Raw genomic sequence first — 12,387 nt, forward strand, 5'->3', positions numbered from 1 at the left:
CAGGTGCGGGTGCGGGCGGTGCGGCTCAGGCGTGCGGGCGACGGACGACGACGTCGCCGTAGCCGGTGCTGGCGTGGATCTCGGCGGTGGCCTCGTCGGCGACCGGGCCGTCGGTGGGCGTGAGCTGGTTGCGGACCGTGCCGTGCTCGGTCGCGAGGTCGAGGTAGGCGGCGGTGCCCTCCGGCACCCCGACGTCGATCGACCCGAACGACGTGGTGAGCGCGACGCTGCCGGACTCGAGGGCGTCCACCCGGATGCTGCTGTGCGCGGAGCGGGCCGTGACGGCGCCGCGCACCCGGCGCACGGTGATGTCGCCGTGCGCGCCCTGCACGGTGAGGGCGCCGCTGACGGTGCCGACGGTCGTGGTGCCGTTGGAGGCCTTGACCGCGACCTCGCCGGCGACCTCGTCGACGTGGACCGAGCCGGCGCTCGCCTTGACGTTCGCGGTGACGGCCCGCCCGACGTGCACGGAGCCGGCGCCCACGGCGAGGGTGAGCCGGTCGACGACCCCCAGACGGGCGTCGCCGGCGGACAGGGACATCTCGACGGCGTGCAGTGCGCCCTCGACGTGCAGCGAGCCGGTCCTGCCGCGCACCTCGGACCCGGTGGGCAGCTCGACGGTGACGTCGGCGGTGCCGGCCGCGAACGGCAGCACCCACTGCTTCCACGAGCCGGGGTAGGTGACGGCGACTCCGTCACCGGTGCGCTCGACGCGGACCTCCTCGGCGGCGCGGACGCTGCCGGACCGCGACGGGTCGCTCGGCAGGACGGTGACGACGACGTCGTCCCGGTCGCTCGCCACGACGTGGAGCCGGGCGAAGGGGACGTCCACGGTGACGGGGACGGGGCGGGGGGCGGGGAACGTGGGCATGACGAGGTCTCCCTGGGTCGGGTCGTGACGATGTGGTGTCTGGTCCCGGCCGGTGGGCGGCCGGTGGTGTCGCGGTGGTGTCAGGTGCGGCGGGGTGCCGTGCCGGGTGTCAGCGCACCCAGCCGGTGACGCGGCCGGAGCCGTGCTGCGTGGGCCGCGCGGCGGGTCGGCCGGTGGACTGCTCGAGCGCCGCGGCGACGGCGCGCACGAGCCACGTGTTGACGGAGACGCCGTCGCGGGCGGCGGCGACCTCGGCCTGGGCCTTGAGGTGGTCGGGCAGGCGCAGGGTGGTGCGGGTGGTGGCGCCGCCCTCGGCGTCGGCCGGCTCCGCGGCCTGCGCGGTAGCGGCCGGCGCGGGGGGCGGTGGGGTGCCGGTCGGGGTGCTGCGGGGGGCGGTGACGACGAACTCGGGCGACCCGGCGCGCAGGCGGACGTCGACGGAGCCGGGGGCGAGCTCGGCGGAGATCTCCCCGGCGGCGTCGGACAGGGCGCCCAGGAGGGCGAGCCGCGCGGCGGCGTCGAGGGGTGCGGTGAGGCGGGCGGCGAGCTCGCGGGCGTCGTCCCCGCCGGCGGCGGCCGCGGTGGCGAGCTGCTGCTGCAGCTCGGCGACGTACTGGTCGAGGTTCATGACGTCAACTATGACACCATGATGGTGTCACTGCAAGGGGTTTGGCGTCATTCGTGGCGCCAGATGGTGTCGTGATGGTGTCGCCCGACCGTCGCCGCGGCGTCGTCGCAGGTCACCGGCGCCCGGGACGACAGCGGCCCGGGCCGGCAGGTGCCGGCACGGGCCGCGCGGTGCGGCGGGCGAGCCCGCCGAGGCTCAGTGGAAGACGACCGTGCGGTGCCCGTTGAGCAGCACCCGGTGCTCGGCGTGCCAGCGCACGGCGCGGGCCAGCGTGCGCCGCTCGACGTCCTCGCCGAGGGAGACGAGGTCCGTCACGGCGCGCGAGTGGTCCACGCGCTCGACGTCCTGCTCGATGATCGGGCCCTCGTCCAGGTCGCCCGTGACGTAGTGCGACGTCGCCCCGATGAGCTTGACGCCCCGGTCGTGCGCCTGCGCGTAGGGCCGCGCCCCCTTGAACGACGGCAGGAACGAGTGGTGGATGTTGATGACGCGTCCCGACAGGTCGCGGCACAGGTCGTCCGACAGGATCTGCATGTACCGGGCCAGCACGACCAGCTCGACGTCGAGCTCGCGCACCAGCGCGCGCAGCCGGTCCTCGGCCTCGCCCTTCGTCGCGGCGGTGACCGGCACGTGGTGGAACGGCTTGCCGTAGAACGCGGCGTGGTCCGCCAGGTCGGTGTGGTTGCCCACCACGCCGACGACGTCGATGGGCACCTGGCCGGAGCGCTCCCGGTAGAGCAGGTCCACCAGGCAGTGCGCCGCCCGGGACACCATGAGCAGCGTGCGCACGGGGCGGCCGACGACGTCGAGCTGCCACGTCATCGCGAACCGGGCCGCGACGTCGCCGAGCGCCGCCTCCAGCTCGGGGCGGGCGGAGGCCGACTCGACCTGCATGCGCAGGAAGAACAGTCCCGACACCGGGTCGCCGAACTGCTGCGACTCGGTGATGTTCCCGCCGTGCTCGGCGAGCACGCCGCTGACGGCGTGCACGATGCCGGGGCGGTCGGGGCAGGACAGGGTGAGGACCCACTCCGTCGGGCGTGCCGGCGAGGTCGGGTTCGGCTGCGTGGTCACGCACGCCATTGTCGCCCACGGTCTGCCACGATGGGGCCATGAGCGACACCACCGTCAACCCTGCCGCCGGTGCCGACGGCGACGCACCGACCCGGATCGCGCTCGTCACCGACGAGCACGCGGGCGAGCTCCTCACGCTGCGCCGCGCCGCCTTCGTGTCCGAGGCGCAGCTCTACGACGACCCGAACATCCCGCCGCTGACGCAGACGCTGCACGAGCTGCGCGAGGACATGGCCCGCGACGACGTCGTGACGATCGGGGCGTGGGAGGGACACCGCCTCGTCGGGTCGATCCGGGTGGAGGTCGAGGGGTCCCGCGCGACGCTCGGCCGGCTGGCCGTGGCGCCGGACCAGCAGGGCAAGGGTCTGGGGACGACGCTGCTGTTCGCGATCCTCGACCACCTGCCGGAGGACGTCGCGGAGATCTGGGCGTTCACGGGCAAGGACTCCCGGCAGAACCTCGCGATGTACACGAAGCACGGCTACGAGGCCCAGTACGACGAGGCCGCGGGCGAGCTCACCTACACGTACCTGCGCCGCGTGCTGCACGCGGTGGACGCCCGCCGGGAGGCGCCGGCGGGCTCCCCGGCCGACCGGCCGTGACCGTGGCGGGGGCTCGCCGGGTGGCGCGTCGGCCGTCGATGGCGGACGTGGCCGCGGTGGCCGGGGTGTCGCACCAGACGGTGTCGCGGGTCCTCAACGGGCACCCGAGCGTGCGCGAGGAGACGCGGGGTCGCGTGCTCGCGGCGATCGACGAGCTGGGGTACCGGCGCAACAGCGCGGCCCGGGCCCTGGTGACGTCGCGGTCGGCGACCCTGGGCGTCGTGACCACGGGGTCGGCGCTGTTCGGTCCGACGAGCACCCTCATCGCGGTGGAGGAGGCGGCGCGCGACCGGGGCTACTTCGTGTCGGTGGCGACGCTGCGGACGTACGACACCGCCTCGATGCACCAGGTGCTGGAGCACTTCATGGACCAGGGCGTCGACGGGATCGTGGTGATCGCGCCGCACGACGAGGTCGCGGCGGCCGTGGAGTCGTTCCGCGCCCCCGTGCCGGTGGTCGTGGTGGCCGCCCTGGACGACCCGTCGGGCGCGGTGCACGCGGGGGAGGGCTCGTCGACGATGTCGCTCGCGGTCGACCAGCGTCTGGGTGCGCGGCGCGCGACGGAGCACCTGCTGGACCTGGGCCACCGGGACGTGGTGCACGTCGGCGGTCCGCACGACTGGTTCGACGCGCGGGAGCGTGCGGCGGGCTGGCGCGAGGCGATGGAGTCGCGCGGCCTGGTGCCGGCGCGGCCGCGGGTGCGGTCGTGGTCGGCGGCGGACGGGTACGCGGCGGGTCGGGACCTGGCGGAGGCGCTGGCGGCGGGGGAGGGCCCGACGGCGGTGTTCGCGGGCAACGACCAGCTGGCGCTGGGCGTGCTGCGGGCGTTGTGGGAGCGTGGTGTGCGGGTGCCGGACGACGTGTCGGTGGTGGGTTTCGACGACGTGGACGGTGCGGCGTACTTCGTGCCGCCGTTGACGACGGTGCGGCAGCCGTTCGCGGCGCTGGGCGCGCGGGGCGTGGAGATGCTGCTGGCGGCGCTGGAGGGTGCGTCGGTGCCGGTGCAGCGGATCGAGCCGGAGCTGGTGGTGCGGTCCTCGACGGCGCCGCCGCCGCGCTGAGCGGCTGTCGGCGGGTGCCGGTCGACGTGTGTCGACCGGCACTGACCGGCGGGCTTGGGCAGGGCGCGTGTGAGCGCTAACATTGGTGTGACGACCGACAAGGAGTGAATCGGCGATGACGCTGCCAGACCAGGTGACCGAGGTGCGCGACGCCCTCCTCGCAGGACGCACCACCCTCGGCATCGAGCTCGGCTCGACCAACATCAAGGCCTCCCTCGTGGGACCCGACCACGCCCCGATCGCCAGCGGCTCCCACGCCTGGGAGAACGAGCTGGTCGACGGGCTGTGGACGTACTCCCTCGACGCCGTCCACGCCGGCCTCCAGGGTGCCTACGCCGCCCTCGTCGCCGACGTCGAGCAGCGCTACGGGGTGCGACCTACCACGTTTGCCGCGCTCGGCGTCTCGGCGATGATGCACGGCTACCTCGCGTTCGACGCCGACGGTGAGCTGCTCGTGCCCTTCCGCACCTGGCGCAACACCAGCACCGGCCCCGCCGCCGCGGAGCTCTCCGCGCTGTTCGGGCACAACATCCCGCTGCGCTGGTCGATCGCGCACCTCTACCAGGCCATCCTCGACGACGAGCCGCACGTCGGGCAGGTCGCGTCGTTCACGACGCTCGCCGGGTACGTGCACCGCGCGCTGACCGGCCGCCACGTGCTCGGCGTCGGCGACGCGTCCGGCATGTTCCCCGTCGACCCCGCCACCGGCGACTACGACGCCCGCATGCTCGCCCAGTTCGAGCACCTCGCCGCGGCGAAGCGCCCCGGCCTCGACGTGGCGGGCTTCCTGCCCGAGGTGCTCCCCGCGGGCGCCGACGCCGGCCACCTCACCGACGCCGGCGCGGCCCTGCTCGACCCGACCGGCGAGCTGCGCCCGGGCGTCCTGCTCTGCCCGCCCGAGGGCGACGCCGGCACCGGCATGGTCGCCACCAACTCGGTCGCGCCCCGCACCGGCAACGTCAGCGCCGGCACGTCGATCTTCGCGATGGTCGTCCTGGAGAAGCCGCTCGCGTCCGTCCACCACGAGCTCGACCTCGTCACCACCCCCGCCGGTGACCTCGTCGCGATGGTGCACTGCAACAACGGTGCGAGCGAGCTCGACGCCTGGGCCGGTCTGTTCCGCGAGTTCGCCGGAGCGCTCGGCGGCCCCGACGACGCCGACGCCGTGTTCGGCACCCTGTTCACCGCGGCCCTCGACGGCGCGGCGGACGGCGGCGGCCTGCTCGCCTACAACTACCTCGCGGGCGAGCCCATCACCGGCCTGGACGCCGGCCGTCCCCTGTTCGTGCGCACCCCCGACAGCCGCCTCACCCTGGCGAGCTTCATGCGCACCCAGATCTACGGCGCGTTCGGCACCCTCGCGCTCGGCATGCGCGTGCTCGACGGCGAGGGCGTCGCGATCGACGCGATGTTCGCCCACGGCGGCATGTTCCGCACCGCCGGCGTGGCCCAGCGCCTGCTCGCCGCCGCCGTCGACGCGCCCGTCGCCGTCGGCCGCACCGCCGGGGAGGGCGGTGCGTGGGGCATCGCCGTGCTCGCCGCGTTCGCCGCGGCGTCCGCCGCGGAGCCCGGCCTCACCCTCGCCGGCTACCTCGCCGACCGCGTCTTCGCCGACGCCGAGCTCGACGTCGTCGACCCCGACCCGGCCGACGTCGCCGGCTTCGCCACCTACCTCGAGCGCTACGCCGCCGGGCTCGCCGTCGAGCGCGCCGCCGTCGCGTCGCTCTGACCCGCCCCCGCGAACGGAGAACCCCCGCATGGCCATCACCGAGGTCCCGGCGCACCTGCGCGCCGCCGTCGACGCCGCGAAGAAGAAGGTCGCCGACCTGCACGCCGAGCTGCCCCGCTGGGAGCTCGTCGTGTGGACGGCGGGCAACGTGTCCGAGCGCGTGCGCGACACCGAGGGCGACCCCGACGGCGCCGACGACCTGCTCGTCATCAAGCCGTCCGGCGTCTCCTACGACGACATCACCCCCGACGCGATGGTCGTCTGCGACCTGCAGGGCAACCTCGTCGAGGGCGACCGCTCGCCGTCGTCCGACACCGCCGCGCACGCCTACGTGTACGCGCACATGCCCGAGGTGGGCGGCGTCGTGCACACCCACTCCACGTACGCGACCGCCTGGGCGGCGCGCGGCGAGGAGATCCCCTGCGTGCTGACGATGATGGCCGACGAGTTCGGCGGTCCCGTGCCCGTCGGCCCGTTCGCGATCATCGGCGACGACTCCATCGGCCGCGGCATCGTCGCGACCCTCCAGGGATCCCGCAGCCCCGCCGTCCTCATGCGCAACCACGGGCCGTTCACCATCGGCGCCGACGCGAAGGCCGCCGTCAAGGCCGCCGTCCTGTGCGAGGAGGTCGCCCGCGCGGTGCACGTGTCGCGCCAGCTCGGCGAGCCGCTGCCCATCGCCCAGGAGCACGTCGACGCGCTCTACGCCCGCTACCAGAACGTCTACGGCCAGCGCTGACCCCGGCGGGCGCCCCGCGGGGCGCCCACCCCGGCCGGAACCGGCCGGGCAGGTCGCGCAGGTCGACCCCGCACCCCCCGTCCCCGTGAAAGGAAGTCCCATGTCCAAGCCCTACGGCGACCGCGAGGTCTGGTTCCTCACCGGCAGCCAGGACCTCTACGGCCCCGAGACGCTCGAGCAGGTCGCCGCGCAGTCGCAGGAGGTCGCCGCCGTCCTCGACGCGTCCGACGACGTGCCCGCCACGGTCGTGTGGAAGCCGGTCCTCAAGGACTCGGACTCCATCCGTCGCGCCATGCTGGAGGCCAACTCCCGCGACGACGTCCTCGGCGTCGTCACGTGGATGCACACGTTCAGCCCCGCGAAGATGTGGATCGCGGGCCTCGACGCGCTGCGCAAGCCGCTGCTGCACCTGCACACGCAGGCGAACGTCGAGCTCCCGTGGGCCGACATCGACATGGACTTCATGAACCTCAACCAGGCCGCGCACGGCGACCGCGAGTACGGGTACATGCTGTCCCGGCTCGGCGTCGCGCGGACCACGGTCGTGGGGCACGTGACCAACCCGGCCGTGCAGCGCCGCGTCGGCACCTGGGTCCGCGGCGCCGCGGGCTGGGCCGCCACGCACGAGCTGACCCTGGTGCGGTTCGGCGACAACATGCGCAACGTCGGCGTCACCGAGGGCGACAAGACGGAGGCCGAGCTGCAGTTCGGCGTCTCGGTCAACACGTGGGGCGTCAACGACCTCGTCGCCGCGGTCGACGCCGTCGAGGAGTCCGCCATCGACGCGCTCGTGGCGCAGTACGAGGACCTCTACGACGTCGCGCCGGAGCTGCGCGCCGGCGCCGAGCGGCACGACTCCCTGCGCTACGCGGCCCGCCAGGAGATCGCCATGGAGGCGTTCCTCGTCGAGCGCGGCGCCAAGGCGTTCACCACGAACTTCGAGGACCTCGGCGCGCTGCGCCAGCTGCCCGGCCTGGCCGTACAGCGCCTCATGGCCAAGGGCTACGGGTTCGGCGCCGAGGGCGACTGGAAGACCGCCGTCCTCGTGCGCGCCGCGAAGGTCATGGGCGAGGGCCTGCCCGGTGGCGCCTCCCTCATGGAGGACTACACCTACGACCTCACCCCCGGCTCGGAGCTCATCCTCGGCGCGCACATGCTGGAGATCTGCCCGTCGCTGACCACCTCGACCCCGCGCATCGAGATCCACCCCCTGGGCATCGGCGGCAAGGAGGACCCGGTCCGCATGGTGTTCGACGCCGACGCGACCGAGGGTGCCGTCGTCGTGTCGCTGGCCGACATGCGCGACCGGTTCCGCCTCACGGCCAACGTCGTCGACGTCGTCCCGCCGACGCACGAGCTGCCGAAGCTCCCGGTGGCCCGCGCCGTCTGGGCCCCGCGCCCCGACTTCGCGACGTCGGCCGAGGCCTGGCTGACCGCGGGCGGTGCCCATCACACGGTCATGTCGACCGCCGCCGGCATCGAGGCGTTCGAGGTGTTCGCGCAGATCGCGGGCACCGAGCTGCTCGTCATCGACGAGGACACCACGCGTCGCGGGTTCGCCGACCAGGTCCGCTGGAACCAGGTCTACTACCGCCTGGCGCGCGGGCTCTGACCCGCTCCTGAGCCCCCTGGGCCGCCCTCCGGCCGCAACGTGCGTGCCGGCTTCGCACCTCATCCGACGCGATGAGGTGCGAAGCCGGCACGCACGATGCGTCACCGCGGTGGGCGGCAGGAGCCGTGACAGCGCGGGACGGCAAGGGGGCCGGACCCCCACGGACGGCGGTAACCTGTGCTCGCCGCGCCGATCAGTGACCGGCGCGATCCGATGGAGGCCCGATGGCGAACCCCGGCGTCGAGAAGCCGAACATCCGGCAGGTCGCGCAGCTCGCCGGCGTGTCGCACATGACGGTGTCCCGGGTGCTCAACGACCACCCGAACATCCGCGAGGCCACGCGGCGGCGCGTCGAGGACGCCATCGAGCAGCTCGGCTACCGGCCCAGCATGACCGCCCGCGCGCTGGCCACCCAGCGCAGCAACCGCATCGGCGTCCTCGTGGAGAGCGCCACCACGTTCGGGCCCACCAGCACCCTGTACGCCGTCGAGTCCGCGGCCCGCGCGTCCGGCTACGAGGTCAGCTCCGTGTTCCTCCAGGCGGGCGCCAAGATCACCCCGCAGGAGGCCGTCGACCACCTGGTGGCGCTCGGGATCGACGCCCTGTGCGTCGTCGCGCCCCGGTCGTCGTCCATCGCCGACCTGCGCCGCATCGCCGTCGGCGTGCCCGTGCTCGTCGTCAAGCCGGACAAGGACCCGACGTTCCTCACCGTCACCGTCGACCAGCGGGCCGGGACGGCGCTCGCCGTCGACCACCTCGTGGCGCTGGGCCACCGCGACATCCTGCACCTGGCGGGCCCGCTCGACTGGCTCGACGCCCGCGCCCGCGAGCGCGCGTTCCACGCCCGGGCCAAGTCCTGGGGGGTCCGCGAGCGCCCCATCGTGGTCGGTGACTGGTCGGCGGACTTCGCCTACGAGTTCGCGCGCGGCATCCGCGAGCTCCCCGACTACACGGCCGTGTTCGTCGCCAACGACGACATGGCGGTCGGACTCGTCCACGGGCTGCACGAGCGGGGGTTCTCCGTCCCGGACGACCTCAGCGTCGTCGGGTTCGACGACATCCCGCTGGCCCGGCACGTCATCCCGCCGCTGACGACCGTGCGGCAGAACTTCGCCGCGCTCGGCGTGTCCGTCGTGGAGGTCCTGCGGGCCGCGATCGAGGGTCGGGAGATCCCGGACGCCACCCGCATCTCGGCCGAGATCGTCACGCGCGCCTCCAGCGCGCCGCCGCGGAAGACCGACTGATGCCGCCGGAGCGGACCGCGACCCCGGCGGTCGAGATGCGCGGGATCACCGTGGAGTACGGGGGCGTGCGGGTGCTCGACGGCGCGGACCTCACCCTGCGTGCGGGGGAGGTGCACGCGCTCATGGGGGAGAACGGCGCGGGCAAGTCGACGCTCATCGGCGCGCTGACGGGGACCGTGCCGATCCTGGACGGCACCGTCCTCCTGGACGGGGTGCCGTCCACGCCGACGAGCGTGGCCCGCAGCCGGGCCGAGGGTGTCGCGACCGTGTTCCAGGAGTCGCACCTCAGCCCGCACCTGTCGGTGGCCGAGAACATCATGATCGGGCACGAGGTGCGGGGCCGGTTCGGCATCCGCTGGGCCCGGAACCGGGACCGGGCGTCGGCGGTGCTGGCCGCCCTGGGCATCGAGGACGTGGACCCGCGCGCGCCGCTGGGCTCGCTGCCGCCCGCGACGAAGCAGCTCGTGGCGGTCGCCCGCGCCATCGTCCTGGAGCCGCGGGTGCTCGTCCTCGACGAGCCGACCTCCAGCCTCGACGAGTCCGAGGCCGCCCGCCTGCTCGGTGTGGTGCGCCGCCTGCGCGACCAGGGCGTCGCCATCCTGTTCGTCTCCCACTTCCTGGAGCAGGTGCTGGAGGTGAGCGACCGCATGACCGTGCTGCGCGGAGGTCGGGTCGTGGCGGAGTACCGCACGGCCGACGTGGACCGGGCCGAGCTGATCTCGAAGATGATCGGCGAGGACATCGACGCGCTCCAGGCGTTGCACTCCGAGCGTCTGGAGCACCACTACGCGGACTCGCGCCCCGTGCGGCTGCGGGCGTCGTCGATCGGCCGGCGGGGGACGCTCGAGCCGACGGACGTCGAGCTCTCGCCGGGGGAGGTCGTGGGGTTCGCGGGGCTGCGCGGGTCGGGCCGTACGGAGCTCGCGCGTCTCATGGGCGGGGTGGAGCGCCCGGACCGGGGCGAGCTGTGGCTGGACGGCGCCCGCGTGCAGCTCCGCGGCCCGGCGGCGGCCCTGCGGCACCGGATCGCGGTGTCGAGCGAGAACCTGCGCACGGAGGGGATCGTCGCCGAGCTGTCGGTGCGCCAGAACATCGTCCTGGGACTGCAGGCGCTGCGCGGCTGGACGCGGCCGTTGTCGCGGGCCGAGCAGGACGCGGTGGTCGACACCTACCTGGACGCCCTCAACCTGTCCCACGAGGACCTGGACCGTCCGGCGGGCGAGCTGTCGGGCGGCACGCAGCAGAAGGTGATGCTGGCCCGGCTGCTGGCGACGCGGCCGCACGTGCTGATCCTGGACGAGCCGACGCGCGGCATCGACATCGCCGCGAAGCTCGACATCCAGCGGCGGGTCGCACGGCTGGCCGGCGAGGGCGTGGCCGTCGTCTTCATCTCCTCCCAGCTGGAGGAGGTGGTGCGCCTCAGCGACCGCATCGTGGTGCTCAAGGACCGGGAGAAGATCGGGGAGCTGAGCAACGGTCCCGGGGTCACGGTGGACACGATCGTGGAGATGATCGCGGCGGAGCTCGACGGGTTCGCGTTCGACGACGAGGGCTGATCCACCGGCGGCACCGGCCTGTCGCCGTCGCGGCGGTCGCGCCGGTCACCGGCGGTGTTACGAGATCGTGACTCGCGTTCACCCGGCCAGCCATTGTGACCGGTCACATCTGTCGCTATGTTAGCGGTCACAACGCCAAGCGTTCGCCGGAGGGTCGGAGCTGACCCGCAAGGCCGGAAGCACCGGCCGCCCGGCATCTCGAGGAGGAGACCATGGCACGTTCGACCTTCACCCGCGGCGCCGTCGCCGCGCTGTCCGCCGTCGCGCTGCTCGCGCTCGGCGCCTGCTCCAGCGAGCAGGCCGGGAGCACCGACGGGTCCACCGGCGCCACCGAGGAGGCGATGTCCGGTGACGAGACCATCGCGATCGGCTTCTCGCAGGTCGGCGCCGAGTCCGGCTGGCGAGCCGCCAACACCAAGTCCATCCAGGACACCCTGACCGCCGAGAACGGCTTCGACCTCAGCTTCTCCGACGCCCAGCAGAAGCAGGAGAACCAGATCCAGGCGATCCGCTCCTACATCGCCCAGGGCGTCGACGTCATCGCGTTCTCCCCGGTCGTCGAGACCGGCTGGGACCCGGTGCTCCAGGAGGCCAAGTCCGCCGGCATCCCCGTGATCCTCACCGACCGCGCCGTCGACTCCGAGGACGACACCCTCTACGAGTCGTTCATCGGCTCCGACTTCGTCCTCGAGGGCGAGATGGCCGGCGAGTGGGCCGCCGAGCAGTACGACGGCGAGGGCTACAAGGTCGTCGAGCTGCAGGGCACCACCGGCTCCGCGCCCGCCATCGACCGCAAGGAGGGCTTCGGCAGCGCGATCGAGGGCACCGACCTGGAGATCATCGACTCCCAGACCGGCAACTTCACCCGCACCGAGGGCAAGCAGGTCATGGAGGGCTTCCTCCAGAAGTACGACGACATCGACCTCGTGTTCGCCCACAACGACGACATGGGTCTCGGCGCCATCGAGGCCATCGAGGCCGCCGGCCTGACCCCGGGCGAGGACATCAAGATCATCACGATCGACGCCGTCAAGGACGGCATGACCGCCCTGTCCGAGGGCAAGATCAACTACATCGTCGAGTGCAACCCGCTGCTCGGCCCGGACCTGGCCGAGATCGCCCAGAAGGTCGTCGCCGGCGAGGAGGTCGAGAAGCGCATCGTCGTCAAGGACGAGGCGTTCGACCAGGAGGCCGCCACCGAGGCCCTGCCCACCCGCGAGTACTGACGCACCGCCGGCCGGGCGCCACGGCGCCCGGCCGGCGTCGTCCCG

Annotated in this window: 11 protein-coding genes; 8 read left to right on the forward strand and 3 right to left on the reverse strand. The window is 73.6% G+C overall.

Features of this window, described 5'->3' with window-relative positions:
• Window positions 1-25: 25 nt before the first annotated feature.
• From ATJ88_RS04940 to purU, 3 genes are all read right to left on the reverse strand, one after another.
• Window positions 26-871, reverse strand: a complete 846-nt coding sequence (locus ATJ88_RS04940; protein WP_098462866.1) for a DUF4097 family beta strand repeat-containing protein — start codon at window positions 869-871, stop codon at window positions 26-28.
• A 109-nt stretch (window positions 872-980) separates the two neighbouring features.
• On the reverse strand, window positions 981-1,499 hold the full coding sequence (locus ATJ88_RS04945; RefSeq protein WP_098462867.1) for a toxin-antitoxin system HicB family antitoxin: 519 nt from the start codon (window positions 1,497-1,499) through the stop codon (window positions 981-983).
• A 195-nt stretch (window positions 1,500-1,694) separates the two neighbouring features.
• Window positions 1,695-2,582, reverse strand: a complete 888-nt coding sequence (gene purU / locus ATJ88_RS04950; RefSeq protein WP_098462868.1) for a formyltetrahydrofolate deformylase — start codon at window positions 2,580-2,582, stop codon at window positions 1,695-1,697.
• A 29-nt stretch (window positions 2,583-2,611) separates the two neighbouring features.
• Here purU and ATJ88_RS04955 point away from each other — a divergent pair, with 29 nt between their 5' ends.
• The 8 genes from ATJ88_RS04955 (at window position 2,612) to ATJ88_RS04990 (ending at window position 12,342) form a co-directional block, all read left to right on the forward strand.
• Complete coding sequence (locus tag ATJ88_RS04955) at window positions 2,612-3,175, forward strand: GNAT family N-acetyltransferase (RefSeq protein WP_098462869.1); 564 nt, start codon at window positions 2,612-2,614, stop codon at window positions 3,173-3,175.
• A gap of 38 nt (window positions 3,176-3,213) precedes the next feature.
• The gene (locus tag ATJ88_RS04960; protein WP_098465125.1) at window positions 3,214-4,236 is read left to right on the forward strand and encodes a LacI family DNA-binding transcriptional regulator; all 1,023 of its coding nucleotides are present in this window, start codon (window positions 3,214-3,216) and stop codon (window positions 4,234-4,236) included.
• A 115-nt stretch (window positions 4,237-4,351) separates the two neighbouring features.
• Window positions 4,352-5,965: a xylulokinase gene (locus ATJ88_RS04965; protein ID WP_098462870.1), complete on the forward strand. Its 1,614-nt coding sequence runs from the start codon at window positions 4,352-4,354 to the stop codon at window positions 5,963-5,965.
• 28 nt (window positions 5,966-5,993) lie between these two features.
• A complete protein-coding gene (locus ATJ88_RS04970) occupies window positions 5,994-6,704 on the forward strand; it encodes an L-ribulose-5-phosphate 4-epimerase (RefSeq protein ID WP_098462871.1) in 711 nt (236 codons plus the stop codon).
• Between the two features lie 100 nt (window positions 6,705-6,804).
• On the forward strand, window positions 6,805-8,316 hold the full coding sequence (gene araA / locus ATJ88_RS04975) for an L-arabinose isomerase (RefSeq protein ID WP_098462872.1): 1,512 nt from the start codon (window positions 6,805-6,807) through the stop codon (window positions 8,314-8,316).
• Window positions 8,317-8,540: 224 nt separating this feature from the next.
• Window positions 8,541-9,560: a LacI family DNA-binding transcriptional regulator gene (locus ATJ88_RS04980; protein WP_098462873.1), complete on the forward strand. Its 1,020-nt coding sequence runs from the start codon at window positions 8,541-8,543 to the stop codon at window positions 9,558-9,560.
• Complete coding sequence (locus ATJ88_RS04985) at window positions 9,560-11,116, forward strand: sugar ABC transporter ATP-binding protein (RefSeq protein ID WP_098462874.1); 1,557 nt, start codon at window positions 9,560-9,562, stop codon at window positions 11,114-11,116. The genes ATJ88_RS04980 and ATJ88_RS04985 overlap by 1 nt, the downstream gene beginning before the upstream one ends.
• Window positions 11,117-11,328: 212 nt before the next feature.
• Entirely contained in the window at window positions 11,329-12,342 is a 1,014-nt protein-coding gene (locus tag ATJ88_RS04990; RefSeq protein WP_098462875.1) for an ABC transporter substrate-binding protein, read from the forward strand.
• The last annotated feature ends 45 nt before the right edge of the window (window positions 12,343-12,387 follow it).

This window comes from Isoptericola jiangsuensis (assembly GCF_002563715.1).
Classification (GTDB): domain Bacteria; phylum Actinomycetota; class Actinomycetes; order Actinomycetales; family Cellulomonadaceae; genus Isoptericola; species Isoptericola jiangsuensis.

Coding starts and splice junctions, on each gene's coding strand:
- ATJ88_RS04965 (WP_098462870.1), top strand. CDS start 4,352: ATGACGCTGCCAGACCAGGTGACCGAGGTGCGCGACGCCCTCCTCGCA.
- ATJ88_RS04945 (WP_098462867.1), bottom strand. CDS start 1,499: ATGAACCTCGACCAGTACGTCGCCGAGCTGCAGCAGCAGCTCGCCACC.
- ATJ88_RS04980 (WP_098462873.1), top strand. CDS start 8,541: ATGGCGAACCCCGGCGTCGAGAAGCCGAACATCCGGCAGGTCGCGCAG.
- ATJ88_RS04990 (WP_098462875.1), top strand. CDS start 11,329: ATGGCACGTTCGACCTTCACCCGCGGCGCCGTCGCCGCGCTGTCCGCC.
- ATJ88_RS04955 (WP_098462869.1), top strand. CDS start 2,612: ATGAGCGACACCACCGTCAACCCTGCCGCCGGTGCCGACGGCGACGCA.
- ATJ88_RS04970 (WP_098462871.1), top strand. CDS start 5,994: ATGGCCATCACCGAGGTCCCGGCGCACCTGCGCGCCGCCGTCGACGCC.
- purU (WP_098462868.1), bottom strand. CDS start 2,582: ATGGCGTGCGTGACCACGCAGCCGAACCCGACCTCGCCGGCACGCCCG.
- ATJ88_RS04960 (WP_098465125.1), top strand. CDS start 3,214: ATGGCGGACGTGGCCGCGGTGGCCGGGGTGTCGCACCAGACGGTGTCG.
- araA (WP_098462872.1), top strand. CDS start 6,805: ATGTCCAAGCCCTACGGCGACCGCGAGGTCTGGTTCCTCACCGGCAGC.
- ATJ88_RS04985 (WP_098462874.1), top strand. CDS start 9,560: ATGCCGCCGGAGCGGACCGCGACCCCGGCGGTCGAGATGCGCGGGATC.
- ATJ88_RS04940 (WP_098462866.1), bottom strand. CDS start 871: ATGCCCACGTTCCCCGCCCCCCGCCCCGTCCCCGTCACCGTGGACGTC.